We start from the raw sequence: 21,228 nt of genomic DNA on the forward strand, positions 1-21,228 counted from the left end.
TGGTTTATGGAAATAGCACTGGGGATTGACACTGGTGGGACTTATACTGATGGCGTAGTTATGGATGTTGATGAAGGGGTTATATATGACAAGGCTAAGGCCCTTACTACTCGTCAGGACCTATCAATAGGCATTAATGAATGTATTAATAACCTTGAAAAGATAGATTTTAATGATATTAAGATGGTATCTCTTTCTACCACTTTGGCTACTAATGCTACTGTTGAAGGACAGGGATGTGAAGTAGGGTTAATCCTAATTGGATTTGAACCTGACCGTAATCTACCGACGGAACATGTTGTTCAGGTTAAAGGTGGTCATAACATAAAAGGTAAGCCTAAGGAAGAGTTAGATTTAGCTGAAGTTAAAGAAGTAATTAATTCTATCCAAGGTAAGGTAGATGCATTCGCAGTTTCTGGTTATCTCAGCGTTAGAAATCCTGAGCATGAAGAGAAGGTTAAGGAATTAGTTCAGGAGTTAACTGATTATCCAGTGGTTTGTGGTCATGAATTAACTTCTTCACTGGGTATGCATGAAAGAACATCTACAGCTGTGCTGAATGCTCGTTTAATTCCAATTATTGCCGAATTAATAGATGCAGTGAAGAAGAGTATGGCTGACAAGAAGATAGATGCTCCTTTAATGATTGTTAAAGGTGATGGAAGTTTAGTTGGCGAAGAGATAGCTAGAGAAAAACCGATTGAGACTGTACTCTCTGGGCCGGCATCTAGTCTAATTGGTGCTACTTACCTTACTGATATAGAGGATGGAGTTGTAGTAGATATGGGCGGTACCACTACTGATGTAGCACTTTTGGAAGAAGGAAGACCAAGCCTTAATCAAGATGGAGCTATGGTTGGTGGTTGGCTAACCCGGGTTCAAGCAGTGGATATCGCTACTATAGGTATAGGTGGCGACAGTTATGTGCAGGTTTCTAAAGATGGTTTACTTCAGGTTGGTCCCCAGCGTGTATTTCCTCTTTCCTGGATTGTAGAGGAATATGAACATTTAGGAGAACAGCTATTTGAAATTAGAAAGGAAGAATATTTTCCAATTAATTCACAGCCATTTGATATTCTAACCTTTATTAAAGAACCATTAAATATAGACTTAACTAGGACTGAAGCTAAAATGCTTGATATAATTAAGGAAGAACCTCAATCTCTATACCATTTAGGAAAAAGGTTAGATAAAGACCCTAACTTATTACCGTGGGAACGTTTAGTTAATGTTGGTTCTATCCATAGAGCTTCTTTGACTCCTACGGATATATTACATGCAGCAGGAAGATTAGACAGATGGGATAAACAAGCAGCTAAAGTAGGAGTAGAGATTGCTGCTAAAAGGTACAATGTTGAAGTTAAGGACTTTATAGAAGCAGTTTATGAAGAAATTTATTACAAGATAGCTTTAGTAGTTACAGAAATGTTCATTAAAAATCAAGGAATAGATTTTAAGTGGCAATCAGGGTCATTAGTAGAGTTTTTATTAGAGGAAATGTTTAAGAAAGGTAAGGAAGAGACATTAATTGATTTTTCAGCATCAATTAAAGTACCTATTATTGCTATTGGTGCACCAGTAGAAGCTTATTTTCCTCAAATTTCAAAACGATGTAATACATCATTAGAGATACCAGAACATTCTGAAGTAGCTAATGCAGTAGGAACTGTTACTAGTAAAGTTATAGAAAGAATTAAGATTTTAATTAAACCAGGAGCCGAGATCGGCTATGTAGTTCATGCTCCGTGGGAGGCAAAAGGTTTTGTTGAATTAGAAAAAGCAGTTGATTATGCTAAGAATAAAGGAGAAAAATATGTTAGACAACGCGTTGAGCTTTCAGGAGTTACAGATATCAAAGTAATGCTAGAACATGAGGATGTTTATAGTAGTTTTTCACAGGTTGATAGAGTTAATGATGATCTATACTTAGAGAGTAGGATTGAAATTGTTGCTATGGGGAGACCGAAACTAAGATGACTAAAATAATTGCTTGTCAGACTATTCAAGATGAAATTTTATCAATCTTGCCTAATAATGTTGAGACTAAATTTTTAAAATATGCATTACATCGTCAACCGGGACGTCTTAAAGAGAAGTTGCAGGAAGCTATTAATGAAACACGAAATCATAACACCATCTTATTAGGTTATGGTCTCTGTTCAAATAGTATTGCAGGGCTTCATAGTAAAGATAAAACCTTAGTTATACCAAGAGTTCATGATTGTATTAGTATTCTTCTCGGATCTAGAGAAGAATATAATAAAAAATTTAGACAGAGCCCTGGGACTATTTATCTAAGTAAAGGTTGGATTGATCATGGAGGAGATCCTTACGCAAATTATCAAGATTATGCTGAACAATATGATGAAGAAACAGCCCAATGGATAATTGAGGAAGAGTATAAGAATTATGAACAGTTGGTATTTATTAATACTGAAGTCGGTGATTTAAGTAAATATAAGGACTATTCTCGTAAGGTTGCTAACTATTTGGACTTAAATTATAAAGAAGTGAATGGTTCGCTTAGAATGGTAGAAAAGTTGTTGAATCAAGATTGGGATCAAGACTTTATCACTGTTCCACCGGAACAAATGGTGATTAGAAACCACTTTATGTAAGGAACTATGGCAAGGAGGTTAAAGCTAATGATAATTATTGGAGAGTTGATTAATACTAGTCGTGATGAAGTGGAGCCAGCAGTTAAAGAAAGAGATGCAGACTTTATTCAGAAGTTAGCTAAAGAACAGGAAGAGGCTGGGGCTGCTTTTATTGATGTTAATTGTGGAACTTTAATTAGAGAAGAAGCAGAAGCTTTAGAATGGTTAGTTGAGACTGTACAGGAGGTTGTTGATGTCCCACTTTGCATAGACAGTCCAAGTCCAGAAGTACTTAAACGAGGCTTAGCAGCTCATGAAGGGAAGGCGATTGTTAACTCAATTACAGCTGAAGAGGAGAGATATAATGAAATTTTACCATTACTCAAAGAATATGATGCAGCGGTAGTTGCTTTAGCAATGGATGATAGCGGTATGCCGAGTGATGCTGATGATAGAATTAGAGTGGCTTCTAAGCTGATTGATGATTTAACAGCCGATGGTATTTCTTTAGAAGATATCTATGTTGATCCAATTATTCAACCAATAGGAACAGATGGAGAAATGGGTCTGCATATTCTAAATGCAATTGAGGAGATTGCTACTAAATATGAAGGAGTACATATTACTTGTGGGTTAAGTAATATCTCTCATGGATTACCAGAAAGACAGCTGTTGAATCAAGCTTATTTGGTATTGGCAATGAGTAGAGGCTTGGATAGCGCGATTATGGATCCATTAGATGATAAGATTATGTCACTTGCTATAGCATCGGATACATTACTTGGTAATGATCAGTATTGTACTAATTATATTAAGGCAGCCAAGAGTGATAGGTTAGTTATTTAGCTGCATCAAAGATAGAAATATACAATAAAATCTTTTTTTACCATAAATTTTCAGAAAATTTATGCAATATTAAGGCTAAGGCTAAGGTTAAGATTAAGGCTAAGACTAAGATTAAGACTAAGGTTGAAATTAAGAATGGTTACAAATTTATGATGACTACTAACACTGATTACTGATAATTTTCAAATAACTTAAAGGAGTGATGTAATTATGCCAGGGACAGAGAAAGAAACTAATGTTTCAAGTCAAATGATTAAGATAGATTCAGCGGTTTTTTGGCCTTCAGCGATCATTTCGGGTATCTTAATTATTTGGGGTATCGTGGCTAATGAAAGTTTTGGGAAGGCGGTAAATGGTGTATTTGACTTTTTAGTTGGTAAGTTTGGTTGGCTTTATCTCATATTCGTGTCGGCAGTCTTAGTTGTGACATTAGTAGTAGGATTAAGTAAGTATGGAGAGATTAAGCTAGGAAAACCAGATGAAGAGCCAGAGTTTAGTAAAAGGTCTTGGTTTGCTATGTTATTTAGTGCTGGTATGGGAATTGGACTTGTATTTTGGGGAGTAGCTGAACCTATTTATCATTATGCTAGTCCTCCGTTTGGTGAAGGGCAGACAGCTGAATCAGCTTTGTTGGCGATTCGTTATGCTTTTTTCCATTGGGGCTTACATCCATGGGCGTTGTATTCTCTCTTTGGGATGATGATTGCTTATTTTGGTTTTAGAAGAGGGATGCCTCAATTACCTAGTTCTACATTATATCCTTTGGTAGGCAAGAAAGGTGTAAAAGGATTAACAGGTAAAGTATTCGATATATTGGCTGTGTTTGCGACTTTATTTGGGATTGCTACTTCATTAGGATTAGGTGCACAGCAGATTAATAGTGGTCTTAATGTTTTATTTGGTATTCCCAATAATAATGTGACGGCAGTAATTCTTATAGGAATAGTAACTGGAGCTTTCATTCTTTCGGCTGTAACAGGGCTAGACAAAGGGATTAAGATATTAAGTAATATAAATATTTCTTTAGGCTCACTCTTATTACTATTAATGATCATTGTTGGTCCTACTATCTTTATCTTTGATCTTCTTGCTCAGGGTATAGGCGGGTATTTTCAAAATATCTTTGATATGAGCTTCTTTACTAGTCCAGTTAAGCAGAATCCTTGGCCAGGCTGGTGGACTATCTTTTACTGGGCATGGTGGATTGCATGGACTCCATTTGTAGGTGGATTTATTGCTCGAATTTCTAGGGGACGGACTATTAAGGAGTTTGTTATCGGTACATTATTCTTACCTACAATTGTAAGTTTTCTTTGGTTAGCAGTTATGGGTGGCTCAGCTATCTGGCTTGAACAGTTTGGTGCTGGTGGAATTGTTGGTCCGGTTAAGGCTGATATAGCTTCTGCTTTCTTTGTGACCTTAGGTAAATTTCCACTAGGAAGCATAATGAGTCTAATAGCAACTATATTAATCGGCACATTCTTTATTACTTCTGCTGACTCAGGAACTTTTGTAATGGGAATGTTAACCTCTCATGGTACTTTGAATCCTTCAACAAAGGTTAAGGTAACCTGGGGAGTGGCGGAAGGTTTAGTAGCAGCTATTTTGTTATTAGCTGGTGGTCTTTCAGCATTACAAACGGCATCAATTGCTGGAGCTTTTCCATTTATGCTCTTTATGATCTTTTCTATATTTGCCTTTTTTAAAGCACTTAGAAATGATTATGAATTTCTTGAAAAAGGAGAGTTTATTGGTAGCGTGGATCTTTAATTAGATATTTTAACTGAATAGAAATGTTAGGGCAAGCAGATTAAATCTGCTTGCTCTTTTTTATGCACAGATAAAACTTTCTTGCATAATATAAGTATAGAATTATAAAAAAGAAGGAGGAGATTAGATGAAAAGAGTATTAACTATTGGTTTAGTCATTGCTTTACTTTTAGCATCTAGCATGGTCGGTATTGCTAAGACTAAGGTTAGATTAAGTGAAGTAGTGCATTCAATCTTTTATGCACCACAATATGTAGCTTTACATAAAGATTTTTTTGGAGATGAGGAATTAGAAGTTGAATTATCAACGGCGTGGGGTGGTGATAAGGCAGCTACTACCTTAATGGCTAATCATGCTGATATAGCACTTATTGGTCCAGAACCTACGATTTATATTTATCAAGAAGGAGCAGATAATTACTTAGTTAACTTTGCTCAGCTAACGCAAAGAGCAGGTTCTTTCCTAGTGGCAAGAAAGCCGATGCCTAATTTTAGTTTAGAGGATGTAAGGGGAAAGACAATCATAGGTAACCGTCCTGGTGGTGCACCAGAGATGGTTATGGAATATACTCTGCGCCATAATGGGATTGAACCTTTTGAAGATGTTGAAATTATTACTAACTTAGACTTTACAGCTAATGCACCAGCCTTTAAAAATGGTTTAGGTGATTTTGTTCAATTATTTGAGCCAAAAGCTTCTCAACTAGAGAAGATGGGTGCTGGGCATGTAGTAGCTTCTTTCGGAGAATTAGGAGGGAATCTTCCATATACTGTATATATGGCACGTAAAAACTATATTGCTGAGAATCCAAAAGTTATTCAAAAGTTCACTGATGCTATCTATTGTGCACAACAATGGACTTATTCTCATACACCAGAAGAAATTGCTGAAGTTATCAGACCTTCTTTTCCTAATTTAGACTTTGATATCTTAGTAAAAGTTATTAAGAGATATAAAGACCAAGATACTTGGGCTTACAATCCATCATTAGATCGTTCAGAATTAGATTATTGGCAAGATATTATTATTGAAGCAGGTGAGTTAGAAGAGAAAGTAGATTATGATAATATTGTAAATCCAGAGTTTGCAAAGAATACAATTAAGAATTCAAAGTAGAGGAGGAGCAGAAATGAATAAAATCGAGTTTAAGGAGGTGGGGATGAAGTATCATACCCAAGTAGAAGAGACCGAGGCATTACGAAATCTTTCCTTTACTATTAAAGAGAACGAATTTGTTAGTTTAGTAGGGCCAAGTGGTTGTGGGAAGACGACATCACTGTCACTGCTAGCTGGTCTGTTATCTCCATCCAGTGGGCAAGTAATAGTTGACAATGAACCAATTAATGGGGTTAACGAGAAAATAGGCTACATGCTACAAGAGGACTATCTTTTTCCTTGGCGAACTATTTTAGATAACGTGTTATTAGGGTTAGAACTGAAAGGGGAACTTAATGCTAAGACAGAGAATAAAGCGAGAAGACTATTAGCTGATTATGGCTTAGATGGATTTGAAGATTACTATCCAACTCAACTTTCTGGAGGCATGAGACAACGGGTTGCTTTAGCTAGGACATTAGTATTTGAACCAGAAATTCTACTTTTAGATGAACCATTTTCTGCTTTAGATTATCATACTAAATTAGCATTAGAAGACGAAGTCGCCCAAATTCTTCGTGATGAAAAAAAGACAGTAGTCTTAGTTACTCATGATATTGCTGAAGCAATTGCAATGTCTGATCGTGTATTAGTCTTTACTGAACGACCTGGCAAGGTTAAAGAAGAATATAATATTGATTTAACAATTGATGGAAAATATTCTACTTTTAAGGCACGAGAAGCGTCAGAGTTTAGTAATTACTTTAACTCTATTTGGGAGGAGTTGGATGTTTATGTTTAAAAGATTGAAGGACATCTATAATGAAGTTCTAACCAAAGGAGCAGTTACTGAGGAACATGGTGAATATTTAAAAAGAATGAGATTAAAGGACTTTAGCATTAAGGTTCTACAATTAATGATTTTAATAGTATTCACTGTTGGGTGGGAACTAGCAGCTAAATACCGGATTGTTGACCCTTTTATCACAAGTTACCCAACAGAAATCATGAAGACAATTTATAAGATGGCTCTTAATGGTCAATTATTTAAACATGTATGGACTACGGTCTATGAAACCTTAGCCGGCTTTTCTATTGGTGCCGGCTCTGGTTTATTAATTGCTATTACTCTTTGGTGGTCTGATTATCTTTCCCGTATCTTTGAACCATATATCGTTGTACTTAATGCGTTGCCTAAAATGGCTTTAGGACCAATATTAATTATTTGGCTAGGCAATGGTAGTCAAGCTATTATTGGTATGGCTCTCTTAATTTCGGTAATTGTAACAATTATGATGGTTTATAATGGTTTTCGTGAAACAGATAAGAATAAGGTTAAATTACTTAAAACTTTAGGAGCTAGTAGGTTACAAATATTTAAGAAAGTTGTCTTGCCTGAAAACTTACCAACTATCTTTGCAGCTTTAAAAGTAAATATAGGGCTTTCATTAGTAGGAACCATTGTTGGAGAATTTCTTGTTTCCCAAGCAGGACTAGGTTACTTAATTGTCTATGGTGGTCAGGTCTTTAAGTTAAGCTTAGTAATGACCAGTGTAATTATTCTTTCGATTTTGGCTGGAGTACTATATTATCTAATTGTTTGGCTAGAAAAAAGAGTTATTAAATGGGAGCAATAAGAATATATTTTACTCCCGTATCTTTTATTGCAGCTTAAGACCAGGAGCAATTGGGGTGGCGGTTGGTATATCAATTAATACCGGTTGTTGAGGTTCTTTTGTTTGTTCAAGAATTTCATTTAATTCATTAATACTTGTTGCTCTAAGCCCCTGTGCACCGCATGTTTTTGCTAATTTAACGAAATCTGGGTTAGTTAAATCAACTTCTTCAGGTTGAAGATTAGCAATAAGCATGCGGTTTTTTTCCATAGATAAGGTGCCATTATTTAAAACTATAATTCTAACTGGTAATTGATATCTGACTGCTGTTAAAATCTCTCCTAATACCATGCCAATTCCACCATCACCGATGATACAGGTAACAGGATCTTGAGGACGATTAATTTTAGCGACTAAAGCTGCTGGAAGCCCAAATCCCATAGTTCGCCAAGTACCAGAAATTAATATATCTTGGCAATGATTTGCAAAATATTTTCCAAACCAAATAACATTATCGCCAGAATCAAGTGCAATAACTTCATTATTTGCTATCTGCTGACTAATAGATTGAATAATTGATTGGGGTGATAAAGGAGGTTCAGTAACTTGAATCTTTTCTTCTAGAGATTCCAACCAAGCTTGGTGAGCTTTATTAATTCTTTTCTTCCAGGCTTGCTTATTTTGTTGTGGAATCTCTTTTATTAATGATTGAAGAGAAAGTTTCAAATCGCCAACAATACCTAAATCAACCGGGTGGGTTGCACCAATATTCTCTTTAATAGCATCAAATTGAATTATTTGTGGTCTTCTAGGGACATAATCCATTGGCCACCAAGTTGTTCCTAAGGTAATGATTAAATTAGCTTGCCCTAATAACTCTTTTGTTTTTTCATTACCCCCTAATCCTAAGCCCCCTAAAAGAGAGTTGTTTTTATATTCTATGATACCTTTTGCTGGGAGTGAGTGAATTAAACCAGCATCAATTTTATTAGCAATTTGCTTTAGCTCTGGACGACAATTTTTAACTCCACGACCATATAAAATAACTGGTTGAGAAGCTTGTTCTATTCTCTGAACAGCATCTTTAATTAATTCTTGATGTGGGATTTTTTTCTGTATAAGGTGTGGCGGATATTCCCGAGGTAAAGCATTAGTGTTAGCCTCCCACATGTCCATAGGGATTACTAAATGGCTAACTCCTCCTTTAACAATCGACATCGTCATTGCTTTAACTAATAAATCAACTATAGCATCTGGATTAGTAACGATGCTAGAGAAGACAGTGAGGGGTCTAGTTAGTTCTAATTGGTTGACAAATTGCTTATAGTTAGTACCAATATTCCAGCTAGGAACTTGACCAGTAATTAAGAGAACAGGGACACGGTCACTATAAGCATCAGCAATACCATTAATAATGTTTGCCGTTCCAGGACCGCTATGTGCGACACATACTGCTAATTGATCTCTTAATTTTGCTTCAGCAGAAGCCATCATACCAGCAGTGCTTTCATGTTTAGTAGTATAAAGCTTAATTGGTGAATCTTTTAAAGCAGAAAATAATCTTAAAATCGTATCACCAGCATAACCATAGATATTACCAACGTTCCATTTGTTTAACTGTTCAATAAAAATATCAACTAACTTTTTATTCATAGAATCACTCCAATTTTCAATTTTTGGTTTTGTTATTCTAGTTCTTATTATTAGCAATAAAGAGGTATATATTAATATAAACAATCAATAAGTTACTATTTCATTATATAAAGGATAATAGTTTTTAATATAGAAATTAAAATAGTAGGTAATTGATTTTTATATAAGATCATCAGTGAGAAAAGGAATTAATCTTAAAATGTAGAAAAGAATATTGAGTATGAACTAATAAGGGGAGGATGAATAAGATGAACTTAACTTTTATTGTGAGCCCGATTGTGGGTTCAATAATTGGATACTGTACTAACTGGGTAGCAATCAAAATGTTATTTAGACCATTAGAAGAAAAGAGGATTATGGGGATTAAGGTACCTTTTACCCCGGGAGTAATTCCGAGACGAAGAGGAAAGTTAGCTGAAAGTATTGGTGATACAGTAGGGAGACAGTTATTAACTCCTGATGCTTTTCATCGGATGTTACAGGGAGAAGAGATGAAAGGTAAGGTTAGAAAATTCATTCGTGAAAGGATAGAAAGCTTAGAGCAAGAAGAACGAAGCATAAATGAACTCTTAACCGAAGTGATTGATGACCCAGATGAAAGAGATAATTTAAAACTTGAATTTAAAAAGCTAATTTCACAGTCAATTGGAGGGCTATTAGATAATGAAAAGATAGTTGATTTAATTAAAAAAGAGTTAGAAGATATAGATCCTAGCAGAGTAGAAGAGTATTTTAACTCTGATCAATATAAAGAATTAAGAACGAACTTAGAGGAATTTTTAATAGATAATCTTCATAAAGAAGAGACTAAAGGGCGCTTAAGTGATTTTTTGAAAAAAAAGTTAATGTCTGTCAAAGAAAGTGAACAGACAATAGGTGATTTATTACCAGAGGGAGTTAAGAAGAGCTTAAAAGAATGGTTAAATGGACAAGGACCAGAATTTGCTGAACAATTAGTTGAATTTTTAAGTTCAGAGTCTACTAAAGAAAGAATTAATAATAAACTTGAGGGGTACTTAAATAATAATCCATTAATGCAAATGATTGGAGGATTTATAGATAAAGAGAAGATAATTAACCAGTTTGTAGATTATGTTGTTAAATTTTTAAATGAACCAGAGAATCAAGTTGAAATAGTAGCACAAGTTGAGAAGTTTATTAATTCTACTTTAGATACTAAGGTAGCAAATCTAATAGAAAGAGTAGATGAAGGAAACATAAATGAATTGTCAAATTTTGTCTTAAATAAATTTGGTTCAAGAGAGATGGTCGATAATCTATTAACAGGACTTGAGAAGTCTATATTAAAGAAAGTTAAGAGCTCTCAAGAATTAAACTCAGAAGAAAAGATTAATATTAGTGAAGTAATTGGCGATCTAGCAGGTGAGCTGTTGCAGAGCAAATTCGTATTTGATCTGTTAGAATCTTGGGCTTATGCCCAATTGGACAGTTTAGGTAATCGTCCAGTGACTTCTTATTTTGATAATTTAGATGGAAGTACAGTTCGTAAGTTAGAAGCAGGAATTTTAGCTAGCTTACAGTATATAGTAGAACATCACTTAGGTAGAGTCTTAGCTACTTTAGACTTTAAAGAGATGGTTATTAAAAAAGTCAATAACTTCGATATTTTAGAAGTAGAAGCACTATTATTAAATGTTATTGAAACTGAATTAAAAGCCATCACTTGGTTTGGGGCAGTATTAGGATTGATTATGGGATTAATCACACCGCTTATTTCTATGGTAATGGGCTAAATGTTTGATTCTTAATAAAATAGTTTAGGTACATTGAGAGTATCTTTCGATGTGCTCGATGTAACTTATTCATATTTAAATCATAAAATTATTTGACCACCAGAATAGTAACTGGTGGTTTATTCTTAACAATAAGGTAGGTGATAACCAGATGTCTACAATAAAATTCATTCATGCGGCTGATTTACATTTAGGTAGTTCTTTTCAAGGGGTCAAAGAAGTAGATGAAGACTTACATCAGCTTCTATATAACTCGACTTACCAAGCTTTTAGAAATATAGTTGACTTAGCATTAGAAGAGGAGGTTGATTTTATATTAATAGCCGGCGACCTCTATGATATAGCTGATATGAATATTCGAGCTCAAATCTTCTGTCAAAGAGAATTAAAGAGGCTAGCAATAGAAGGGATTCATACTTTTATTGTTCATGGCAATCATGACCATTGTGGTGGGTGGAGAGCAAAGTTAGATTGGCCTGAGGAAGTACACTTCTTTTCTCCAGATAAGGTAGAGAAGTTTTCTTTTCTCAAAGATGGGGTTGAGGTAGTAAAAATTCATGGTATTAGCTATTCAGAACGTAACATAAAGGAAAATTACTTACCGAAGTTTGATATTGATGATGAAACATTATATCATATTGGTCTTTTACATACGAATGTCGATAGTAATAGCAATTATCAAGATTATGCTCCTTGCCGTTTAAGTGAACTGATTAAAAAAGATTTCGATTATTGGGCTCTAGGTCATATTCATAAAAGACAGGTGCTATATGAAGCTAGTCCAACAGTCATTTACCCAGGAAATATTCAGGGTAGACATCCTAATGAAACAGGAGTTAAAGGGTGTTATTTAGTAGAAATATCAGAAGAAAGAATAGTAGATTATCAATTTATGGCTACTGATGTTGTTAGATGGTATCAAGAAGAGATAGATTTAACAGGGGTTAATGAAGAACAAGTCCTACTGGACAAGATTCAAACTCGCATTAATGAAATAAAAGAAAGAGATAAATCAGCAGTAGTTAGATTAAAGGTTAAGGGAAGAACAGAGTTACATAAGAAATTAAAAAAGGATAATTACTGTCAAGAGATCCTATTAGCTTTACGAGAGAATTGGCAGCATCGAGATAGATTCTGTTGGCTAGACTCTTTAGAGGTTGCAACTAAGCCTGATGTTGATAAGGAGAGGTTAAGATGTGAAGAGACTCTAGTTGGAGACTTTTTACAACTTGCTAAAGAGAGTAGAGAAGATGATCTACTCTTAGATGAATTGAGGAGAGCAATTAAGCAAGTCTACAAGGAAGATAATCGGGCAAGCAAGTTATTAAAAGCACCTTCTGATGAACAGTTAAAAGAATTAATTTTAAAAGCAGAAGATTTAGGGCTAGATCTTCTGTTAGAAGGCGGTGATTAGAATGAGAATTAAGGAATTTCATATAAATGGTTTCGGACTCTTTAATGATTTATATATTAATGATCTTTCCTCAGGATTAGTCTTATTTAGTGGTAATAATGAAGCAGGAAAAACAACATTAATGTCGTTCATTCGTGCTGTTTTGTATGGATTTCCCCGGGATATTAGTAGTAATAATCGTTATGAGCCCCTAAATGGTGGCAAACATGGTGGCGCATTAACTTTTCTAGACCAACAAGGGAATGAATATAGAGTCGAAAGAAAAGAAGGACGATTAAGCGCAGGAGAGGTAGTAGTCTATGGTCCTAATGGGAAGACTGAAGGCGACAAGGCATTAGAAATTTTACTAAGAGGGGTTTCCGAGCAACTTTATAAGACTTTATTCTGTTTTGGGTTAGATGAGTTACAGAAATTAGAGAACCTACAGCGAGATGAGGTTAATAATTTTATCTATAGTGCCGGAATGAGCAGAGGCACAAGGTCAATAATAGATGTTAGAGAAGAATTAGTTGCTAAAAAGGAAGAACTCTATACTCCACGCGGCAGGACTAAACCGGTTATTAAGAATTTGTTAAGTGAACTAGATGACGTAGAAGAAGAATTACAAGATTTAATGAGATTACCCCAAGAGTATAATCAATATCAAGCAGAGATGGAGAATTTAAAAGAAGAAATTGTCGAAGGTGATAAGGAGTTAAACAGGATTACAGCAGAGATCGATTGGTTAAGAAAGCTTAAAGATGCCTTAGAGCCTTGGAAGAAGACTAAAATATTGGAAAAAAAGCTATCTAACCTGGCTGACATCAATTTCTTTCCCGAAGCAGGAATTGATAGATTAGAAGAGCTAAAAGAAGAGATTGAAGAATTAAAGCAAAGAATAAAGGTCGTTGAGAAGAAGCGAGAACAGAAAGAGACTGAATTAGGAGTCATTAATATTGATAAACTAATATTAGATAATGATACCGAGATTATCAACTTAAATGAAAATAAAGAATTATATTTACAGAAACTAGATAGAACTAAAGAGTTAAAGAATGATTTAAAACATGTGCAAAAAGAATATAAAGATGGGTTATCACATTTAGGCTCTAACTGGGATGAAAAAAAGATTGATGAGTTTGACTTATCTGTTCAATTTAAAGGTAAAGTAAGGGAATACAAACAAGCATTAGAAGATGCAAAATTGAACTTAAATCAGATTGAAGCTAGAATTAAAATGCAAAAAAACAATTTGCAGGAAAAGGAATTCGCAGTAGAAAAGTCTAAAGGAAAGATAGAAGAACTTAAAAAGGATACTTTAAGAGAAGAAGCATTATTACAACAAGAAAATGAACTAGAAAGATTGAAAGAGGTACAAACTAAACTAGAGTTTAAAGAAGAGGTATTAAATACTAAAATAGATGAGAGGAAACAATTACAGGATAGACTAAATTACATAATGAACGAAAGAAAAGAAATTGATAATATTCAACAAGAAACAGATTCTTTTATTTCAAAGAATAAAGTACTTAGTCTATTCTTAGCAAGTACTGGTTTCTTTGGTTTATGGCAAGCAGATTATATATTAGGTGCAGTGTTAATAGTGATTGCTTTTATCTTACTATTTATGTTTAAAGAAGAGAAGGATGATAATATTAACTCTAATCTCCAGCATATTGAAAACGAAAGAGAACGCTTAGAAATGCAACTTGGAGAATTAGACAGAGTGGTTGCAGATTTAAAAGAAGAAATAAATAATTTACAAAAAGAAGTTAAACGAATAATTGGGCAATGGGATATAAATGAAAAAAGAATTAAAGAGTGGGAAATGAATATTAAGCAAGAACGAAAGAGGTTAGATGAGTTAGAGTTTTTACAAAAAGAGTATTCTGAAAAAGAAGAAGCATATAGACGTACTAAACAACAACATAATAATCTAAAAGATAAATTTCTGGCAATAAAGAAGCATTTAAAAGATTTAAAGTTAGAATGGAAGGATTGGTTAAGGAACCATAATCTATCTGAGGAGATTAGTCCTGATAATCTATTAGATTTAACTAGAGAAGTAGAGAAGGTAAATGAAAGGCTCAAAAGCAAAAGGAAGATTGAAGATAAATTGGATCATTTAGAAAAAGAATTAGAAGAATATCAGACTAAGGTTGGTGACCTAGCAAAGAAGTGTAATCTACATAATAATAAGAATGTAGAGTATAAGGTTACAGAACTAATTAATAAATTAAAGGATAATCAAGAACGTCAAGAGCAAAAAGAAGAATTAAAAGAAGAGATAAGCACTTTAGAATTAGAGTTAATTAAATTCACAGAGAGTTTGACAAGTAAGAATAAAAAAAAGAATCAGTTATTGAGTCAAGGAGAAGCAGAAGATGAAGAAGAATTCAGAAAGAATGCAACTGATTATATTCAACGTCAGAAATTATTAGACGATTTAAGTGAAGAAGATGTAAAGATTAAGACTTTGGTTAAAACTGAAGAGAAAGAAGCTAGATTAGTTAATGATTTAAATACTTACGATTCATTACAGATTGATCAAAAAAGAGATGAGTTAGAGCAGGCTAAACAAGACTTAAAACAAGAAACTGGAGATAAACAGGAACGGTTAGGTGAACTAAGAGAAAAGATAACGAATTTAGAATCATCTGATAAATTGATAAGATTGAGAAATAAACAAGAAAGATTATTAACTAAATTAAGAATCAATACTGAAGATTGGGCTATATATGCTATCTGTGAAAGATTAATAGAAATGGCAAAGGAGAAGTACGAAGAAGAAAGGCAGCCGGCAGTATTAAAAAGGGCATCAGAATACTTTAGAGTTATGACTAAAGAGAAGTATCAACGGGTCTTAAAGCCATTAGGAGAAGAGGAATTAGAAATAGAAAGGTATGATGGCAAAAGGTTAACGACCAATGTATTAAGTAAAGGAACTGCTGAACAGCTATACTTAGCTATGCGGATTTCTTTTGTAAGAGAGTACTCTAAAAGAGTAGTACCATTGCCGTTAATAATGGATGATATTCTTGTTAACTTCGACCATGAACGCTTAATGACTACCTTAGAAGTTATCAAACAAGTTGCTAAAGAACAGCAAATTATCTTCTTTACTTGTCATTCTCATTTAGTAGAGGTGGTAGAGAAGGTAGTTGAGGACTATCAACATTATAGGTTAGAGTCGGGAGAAGTATTAAATTCGTCAATTTCTGTTTAAAGCCAATCATAGTTTGATATTAAATTAAGTATAATTAAGCAAATTTCATAATCAGATTTTAAGCACAATTAATATAGAATCTTTGGGTGTGAGCAATTAATTATGCAGGATTATTATTTATCAAACTATGATTGAATATTATTTATTGTTCACGAATTATCTTTAAAACATCTCTAACTTTATCATGGTCGTAATTTCTAAGTAACTTTAAAGTTATCTTTCTATAAATTGTCTTTTCGTAACGACTAAATAAGACTGAAAAACCTAACCAACCAAACAAGCCACTAAGAAATGCCCATTCGTATGCTCCATAGATAATAAAACTAACCATAGCTGAGGAAGCAAGCATTCCGATAAAGAATGATATCAAATTTACTAATTCGTGCCCAAAATGAACTTTGCTAATGAGTCTACTTAAGCCTTTAAACATTACTATTCACCACCTTACGAAGATTCTTCGTAGTCGTATAAAGTCTTCTATGTAAATGATAAAAATCCTTTAATTTAATAGTTATTCTTAAAATTATTAATTATGCAAAAGCTTTATATGTTGTAAGATGGAGGAGATAATTAAGGAGGAGTGATAGAGTTGTCTATTAGATTTATTGTAAATCCTTGCTCAGGTCGAGGTCGAGGCAAGGATGCTATTAAAATTATAGAAAATGAATTAGAAGGGAGATGTTTAGACTTTGATATTAAGGAGACTACATATCATAAAGCAGGAATTGAATTAGCTAAACAAGCTGTAAAAGATGGTTGCTCAAAAATAATTGCAGTAGGAGGAGACGGGACATTAAATGAAGTGGTGACCGGTATTTTAAGAATGGACGCTCCATACCCTAAACTAGGCTTAATTCCAGCTGGTACCGGGAATAATTTGGCTCGTAGTATAGGGCTGCCCTTGAAATTAAAAAAAGCTTGTCATAGGGTTATTAATAATAAGACTATGAAGATTGATATCGGGCAAGTAAATGACCGTTATTTTATTACTTCAATGGGTATAGGTTTGAATACAACTGTAGCTGATGAGGCTAACCGAAACTTTAATCATTTACGCGGGACAATTGTATACATATTAGCGACTTTAAAAGTTATGCCTGAATATCAAAGTGTAGATTTAGAGGTTATGCTTGAAACAGGAGAAAAGTTTACTGGAGAATACTTATTATTAGTAGTAGGAAATAGTAAAGTATATAGCAAGACTTTAGAATTGATTCCTGAATTTTCTCTTGATGATGGGCTATTAGAACTATGTCTAGTAGAAAAGATGTCTAAACCAGAATTAATGGCCAAAGCACCGTATTTCTTATCTAGCCGTCACCAAGAATTAGAAGAAGTAGTAGTAAAAAAAGTCAAGGAACTTCGGGTTCAGTTGAAGAATACAGATACTTTTCATGTTGATGGTGAAGTATTAAAAGGCAATGACCTAAAGATAAAGGTTCTACCCCAAGTATTAGAATTAATAATTTGATATAATATTTTAAAAGTGATATAATGTATCTATGCTCGGTATAGGGGGGCAGGGTATATTAAGGAAGAAAAAAGAAAGGTCTCCTAAGTTTAGAAAAATTAGGAGACAATAATGACTTTACCATTAGTCTTGAATAATTTCAATTCTATACCCATCAGGGTCAGTTAAGAAGTAGTAACCGCCTTCAGCTTCTTCGTCTAGGCTCTTTAATTCACTAACTTCATAACCAGCATCTTGATGTTTTTTATAAGCAGATTTCAAATCATCAACTGTAACAGCAAAATGACTGAAACCGTCACCAATGGTGTAAGGTTCTTCTTGGTCATAGTTATAGGTTAATTCTAATTCGAAGTTATTATTATCATTCTTCATATAGACTAATGTAAATTCATATTCAGGGAAGTCTCTTTCTCTAGCTATTTTTAAGTTTAGTGCGTCCTTGTAAAAATCAATTGATTTTTCTAAATCCATTACTCGAATACAAGCATGTACAAAAGTATAATTCATATTAAAAACCCCTTTCCATAATTATATGTATTTTGATTCTCTTTTTAGAATACTAATTTTAAGAGCAAATGTCAATTCTTATTAGAATTATTTTAAAAAAAGAGCAAAATTATTCTTAAAAAAGATATTAATTAGCTATAAGCATAAAAGAGGTGAAAATGATGAAATACCAAAAGCAACTAGATAAATTTGAAAATTATTTTCGTAATAGTGAAAAAGAAGCAGGAAATGAAGCAATAGGTTTAGAAGTAGAACATTTCGTAGTCGATAGTAAGACTTTAGAAACTATTTCTTACTCTGATGAACAAGGGATTGAACAGATTCTTTATCAGTTAGTATCTAAAGGTTGGAAAGAGAAGAAAGAAGGTGAATCTTTAATTCAAGCTAATAAAGATGAAATGGTAATTACGTTAGAACCTGGAGGACAATTAGAAGTAAGTATTAGTCCCCATTCAACAATAGCCGATTTAGAGGAAAAATACTTCATGTTTTTAGATGAATTAATTCCAATTTTAAATCAAAATAAACAACTACTGCTAGCTACTGGTTATCAGGTTGAAAATAAAATTTCTGAAATTGAATGGAATCCTAAAAAACGTTATAAGATTATGTCTAATTATCTAGGTGAGAAAGGAAAGTATGCTCATAATATGATGAAAGGTTCAGCTTCGATTCAAGTAGCTGTTGATTATATAGATGAAGAATATTTTATTAAGAAATTTAGAATTACTAATGCTCTAGCCCCAGCAGTTGCTGTTTTATTTGATAATACTGCCTTTTTTGAAGGAGAGGAGTATAAAGACCATACTATTCGAACTGATATCTGGTCTAATTGTGACCCAGACCGAGCTGGGACTATTGAAGAAGCATTTGCTTCCGATTTTGGGTATCGAAAGTATGCCGAATATATTTTAAATAGACCGCCTATCTTATTAAAACAAGACTCTAAATTCATATCTACTGGAGATATGACCGGGAGAGAAATATTTAAAGATCAAGAATTAGGCCAAGAAGAGTTAGAGCATCTTTTGACTATGTTCTTTCCTGATGTAAGAGCAAAGAACTTTATTGAAATTAGAATGATGGATTCTTTGCCACCAGAACTTAATTTTGCTACTGTTGCTTTTTGGAAAGGTTTATTATATGACAAAAGTAATTTGGACGAGGTTTATAAAATGATTAGTGATTTAACTTACCAAGAAGTCTTATCAGCACGAAAAGATGTAGTCAAGAGAGGTTTAGAGGCTAATTTAGGCAAGTATCAAATTTTAGAATTAAATAAAAAATTAATCCAGATGGCTAAAACTGGATTGTCTGATGCAGAAAAAGAATATATATGCCCTATTGAGAAATTAATAAATAAAAATAGCAATCCTGTGGGAGAGATTAGAGAAAAGATAGCACAAGGAGCTAATAAACATGAGGCATTAAGTTCACTAATCTTAAATTTTGAGGTAGAAGACAGAGGTGAAGAATAGATGTTAGAGAGAGTTAATAGTGAGTATCACGAAGTATTAGCTAAACGACCCAAGAAGTATCAGCAAGACTTAAATTATATCTATCAAAAGTTGGATAGTAACGAAGTATACTATGAAGGGGAAGTAATTCCCATCTTATATCAGCCATTATTCTTTAATCAAGCAATTATAGATCAATTAACCGAATTAACAGAAAGATTGGGTTTAATATTGAAGAAGGTTATTGAACAATACTTAGATGACCCAAGTTTTAGGGCCTATTTTGGCTTTTCAAAAGCATTAGAAGAGTTAATCCTAGTTGACCCTGGTTATTCTAATTCGGTACCGATGGCTAGATTTGATATATTTTATTATGGGAACGGTAACCCAAAGTTTTGTGAATTAAATGCTGATGGATCTTCAGGCATGGTTAAAACTAATATTTTAGAGAAGTACTTCTTAAAATCAGAAGCCATCCAGGATTTAGTTAATAAATATGAATATGAGTTTACACATTGTGAATTATTAAATAGTTGGATAGATAATATGTTAACTAATTATAATGAATTTTATTCAAATGATGACTCTAGTTTAAGGGAAGAGAAACCGAATATAGCAATTATGGACTTTGATAATCTAGGCATGGTGAGTGAATTTAAACACTTTGAAAAGCTATTGAATGAGCAAGGATATAAAACAGTAATTGTAGACCCACGAGAATTGAATTATCAGCAAGGGAACCTTTATTATCAAGATTTAAGGATAGATTTAATATATCGACGGGCTGTCACTACTGAATTAATGGAGCGATACTCAGAAATTAGCGATTTACTAACAGCATATAAAGAGGGAACAGTCTGTATAGTAGGCCCTTTGAGATCACAAATAATCCATAATAAGGTTATTTTTTCTATTTTACATGATGAAGAAAAGACTGAGTTCTTGTCAGAAATTGACAGGGAGTTTATTAATAAGCATATTCCTTATACTGCTATTGTAACTAATAATCAAGAGCAATTAGAATATATAAGAAAGAACAGGCGAGATTTGGTATTAAAGCCACTAGACTTTTATGGAGCACAAGGAGTATATATTGGGCGCGATTTAGAGCAGAGCAAGTGGGAATCAGTAATAAATAATATTGATTTTACTAAGCAAAGGTATTTAGTACAAGAATTCTGTTTGGTACCAGAATTAGAGATGGCTTTACTATCTGATCAACAATTAAAAATCGAATCTTTCAAATATACTTTAGGGTTATTTATGTATAACTTGAATTTTGCGGGAATTTATACTAGGGCGGGAAAAGACAATGTAATTGCTAGTTCTACCGGCTGTGTAACGCTTCCTAATCTTATACTAAAAAATATTTAAATTTTATGCAGGTTATAATTGCTTAAACCCAGAAGAGTAATAAAGGTATTTCTGAAAGAAGGAGGCAGTAAGTAATGAAGAAGCCAATAGTCCTAACTAAAGAGTTTGAATTTGATGCAGCACACTATTTAGAAAATTACGAAGGTGATTGTGCTAATTTACATGGGCATCGATATAAATTAGCAGTTTCTATTTTAGGCTATGTTAATGAAGAAAAATATTTAGCGATAGATTTTAAAGATTTAAAAAGAATCAGTAAAGAATTAATAATAGATAAACTAGACCATCAGAATCTAAATGAAGTCTTAAACTTTAACACATCTTGTGAAAATATAGTCTATTGGATTTGGGAAACTTTAGAGAATGAATTTGTTAAGTATGATTGTAAATTATATGAAGTAAAGTTATGGGAAACTCCAGATAGTTATGCTGTTTTAAATCATCAAATTATGAATGAGGGGATATAAT

The 21,228-nt window shown here is 33.4% G+C and carries 17 protein-coding genes; 14 read left to right on the top strand and 3 right to left on the bottom strand.

Annotation, left to right across the window (positions count from 1 at the left end; all coding sequences use genetic code 11):
• Positions 1-6: 6 nt before the first annotated feature.
• From BM077_RS05820 to BM077_RS05850, 7 genes are all read left to right on the top strand, one after another.
• Complete coding sequence (locus tag BM077_RS05820; protein WP_089748677.1) at positions 7-1,977, top strand: hydantoinase/oxoprolinase family protein; 1,971 nt, start codon at positions 7-9, stop codon at positions 1,975-1,977.
• On the top strand, positions 1,974-2,618 hold the full coding sequence (locus BM077_RS05825; RefSeq protein ID WP_089748678.1) for a DUF1638 domain-containing protein: 645 nt from the start codon (positions 1,974-1,976) through the stop codon (positions 2,616-2,618). Before BM077_RS05820 ends, BM077_RS05825 begins: the two co-directional genes overlap by 4 nt.
• Positions 2,619-2,645: 27 nt before the next feature.
• On the top strand, positions 2,646-3,443 hold the full coding sequence (locus BM077_RS05830; RefSeq protein WP_089748679.1) for a methyltetrahydrofolate cobalamin methyltransferase: 798 nt from the start codon (positions 2,646-2,648) through the stop codon (positions 3,441-3,443).
• A gap of 210 nt (positions 3,444-3,653) precedes the next feature.
• Positions 3,654-5,213 (top strand): glycine betaine uptake BCCT transporter, encoded by a 1,560-nt coding sequence (locus BM077_RS05835; RefSeq protein ID WP_089748680.1) that lies wholly within the window; start codon positions 3,654-3,656, stop codon positions 5,211-5,213.
• Between the two features lie 127 nt (positions 5,214-5,340).
• Positions 5,341-6,330 (top strand): ABC transporter substrate-binding protein, encoded by a 990-nt coding sequence (locus BM077_RS05840; RefSeq protein WP_089748681.1) that lies wholly within the window; start codon positions 5,341-5,343, stop codon positions 6,328-6,330.
• A gap of 13 nt (positions 6,331-6,343) precedes the next feature.
• Positions 6,344-7,111, top strand: a complete 768-nt coding sequence (locus BM077_RS05845; RefSeq protein WP_089748682.1) for an ABC transporter ATP-binding protein — start codon at positions 6,344-6,346, stop codon at positions 7,109-7,111.
• On the top strand, positions 7,098-7,946 hold the full coding sequence (locus tag BM077_RS05850; RefSeq protein ID WP_255361568.1) for an ABC transporter permease: 849 nt from the start codon (positions 7,098-7,100) through the stop codon (positions 7,944-7,946). Before BM077_RS05845 ends, BM077_RS05850 begins: the two co-directional genes overlap by 14 nt.
• A gap of 24 nt (positions 7,947-7,970) precedes the next feature.
• Here the strand turns inward: BM077_RS05850 and BM077_RS05855 are convergent, their stop codons facing one another.
• Entirely contained in the window at positions 7,971-9,578 is a 1,608-nt protein-coding gene (locus BM077_RS05855) for a thiamine pyrophosphate-binding protein (protein ID WP_089748683.1), read from the bottom strand.
• Between the two features lie 248 nt (positions 9,579-9,826).
• Between BM077_RS05855 and BM077_RS05860 the strand changes: the two genes are divergently transcribed.
• From BM077_RS05860 to BM077_RS05870, 3 genes are all read left to right on the top strand, one after another.
• Positions 9,827-11,332, top strand: coding sequence for a DUF445 family protein (locus tag BM077_RS05860; protein ID WP_176941643.1), 1,506 nt, complete (start codon positions 9,827-9,829; stop codon positions 11,330-11,332).
• Positions 11,333-11,483: 151 nt separating this feature from the next.
• Positions 11,484-12,746 carry a metallophosphoesterase family protein gene (locus BM077_RS05865; RefSeq protein WP_089748685.1) on the top strand — a complete coding sequence of 421 codons (1,263 nt, stop codon included), beginning with the start codon at positions 11,484-11,486 and terminating at the stop codon, positions 12,744-12,746.
• Between the two features lies 1 nt (position 12,747).
• Positions 12,748-15,951, top strand: a complete 3,204-nt coding sequence (locus BM077_RS05870) for an AAA family ATPase (RefSeq protein WP_089748686.1) — start codon at positions 12,748-12,750, stop codon at positions 15,949-15,951.
• A gap of 142 nt (positions 15,952-16,093) precedes the next feature.
• On the opposite strand, the gene BM077_RS05875 is transcribed toward BM077_RS05870, so the two are convergent.
• Positions 16,094-16,381, bottom strand: a complete 288-nt coding sequence (locus BM077_RS05875; RefSeq protein ID WP_089748687.1) for a hypothetical protein — start codon at positions 16,379-16,381, stop codon at positions 16,094-16,096.
• Positions 16,382-16,540: 159 nt separating this feature from the next.
• Here BM077_RS05875 and BM077_RS05880 point away from each other — a divergent pair, with 159 nt between their 5' ends.
• Positions 16,541-17,422: a diacylglycerol/lipid kinase family protein gene (locus tag BM077_RS05880; RefSeq protein ID WP_176941644.1), complete on the top strand. Its 882-nt coding sequence runs from the start codon at positions 16,541-16,543 to the stop codon at positions 17,420-17,422.
• Between the two features lie 123 nt (positions 17,423-17,545).
• Here BM077_RS05880 and gloA read toward each other — a convergent pair whose 3' ends face one another.
• A complete protein-coding gene (gloA, locus tag BM077_RS05885; protein ID WP_089748689.1) occupies positions 17,546-17,929 on the bottom strand; it encodes a lactoylglutathione lyase in 384 nt (127 codons plus the stop codon).
• Positions 17,930-18,090: 161 nt separating this feature from the next.
• Here gloA and BM077_RS05890 point away from each other — a divergent pair, with 161 nt between their 5' ends.
• The 3 genes from BM077_RS05890 (at position 18,091) to queD (ending at position 21,227) form a co-directional block, all read left to right on the top strand.
• Positions 18,091-19,407: a glutamate--cysteine ligase gene (locus BM077_RS05890; RefSeq protein WP_177188341.1), complete on the top strand. Its 1,317-nt coding sequence runs from the start codon at positions 18,091-18,093 to the stop codon at positions 19,405-19,407.
• On the top strand, positions 19,408-20,760 hold the full coding sequence (locus BM077_RS05895) for a circularly permuted type 2 ATP-grasp protein (RefSeq protein ID WP_089748691.1): 1,353 nt from the start codon (positions 19,408-19,410) through the stop codon (positions 20,758-20,760).
• Positions 20,761-20,834: 74 nt separating this feature from the next.
• Positions 20,835-21,227 carry a 6-carboxytetrahydropterin synthase QueD gene (gene queD, locus BM077_RS05900; protein ID WP_218124653.1) on the top strand — a complete coding sequence of 131 codons (393 nt, stop codon included), beginning with the start codon at positions 20,835-20,837 and terminating at the stop codon, positions 21,225-21,227.
• Position 21,228: the final 1 nt, after the last annotated feature.

The organism is Candidatus Frackibacter sp. WG13 (assembly GCF_900114655.1).
Classification (GTDB): Bacteria; Bacillota; Halanaerobiia; order Halobacteroidales; family Acetohalobiaceae; genus Frackibacter.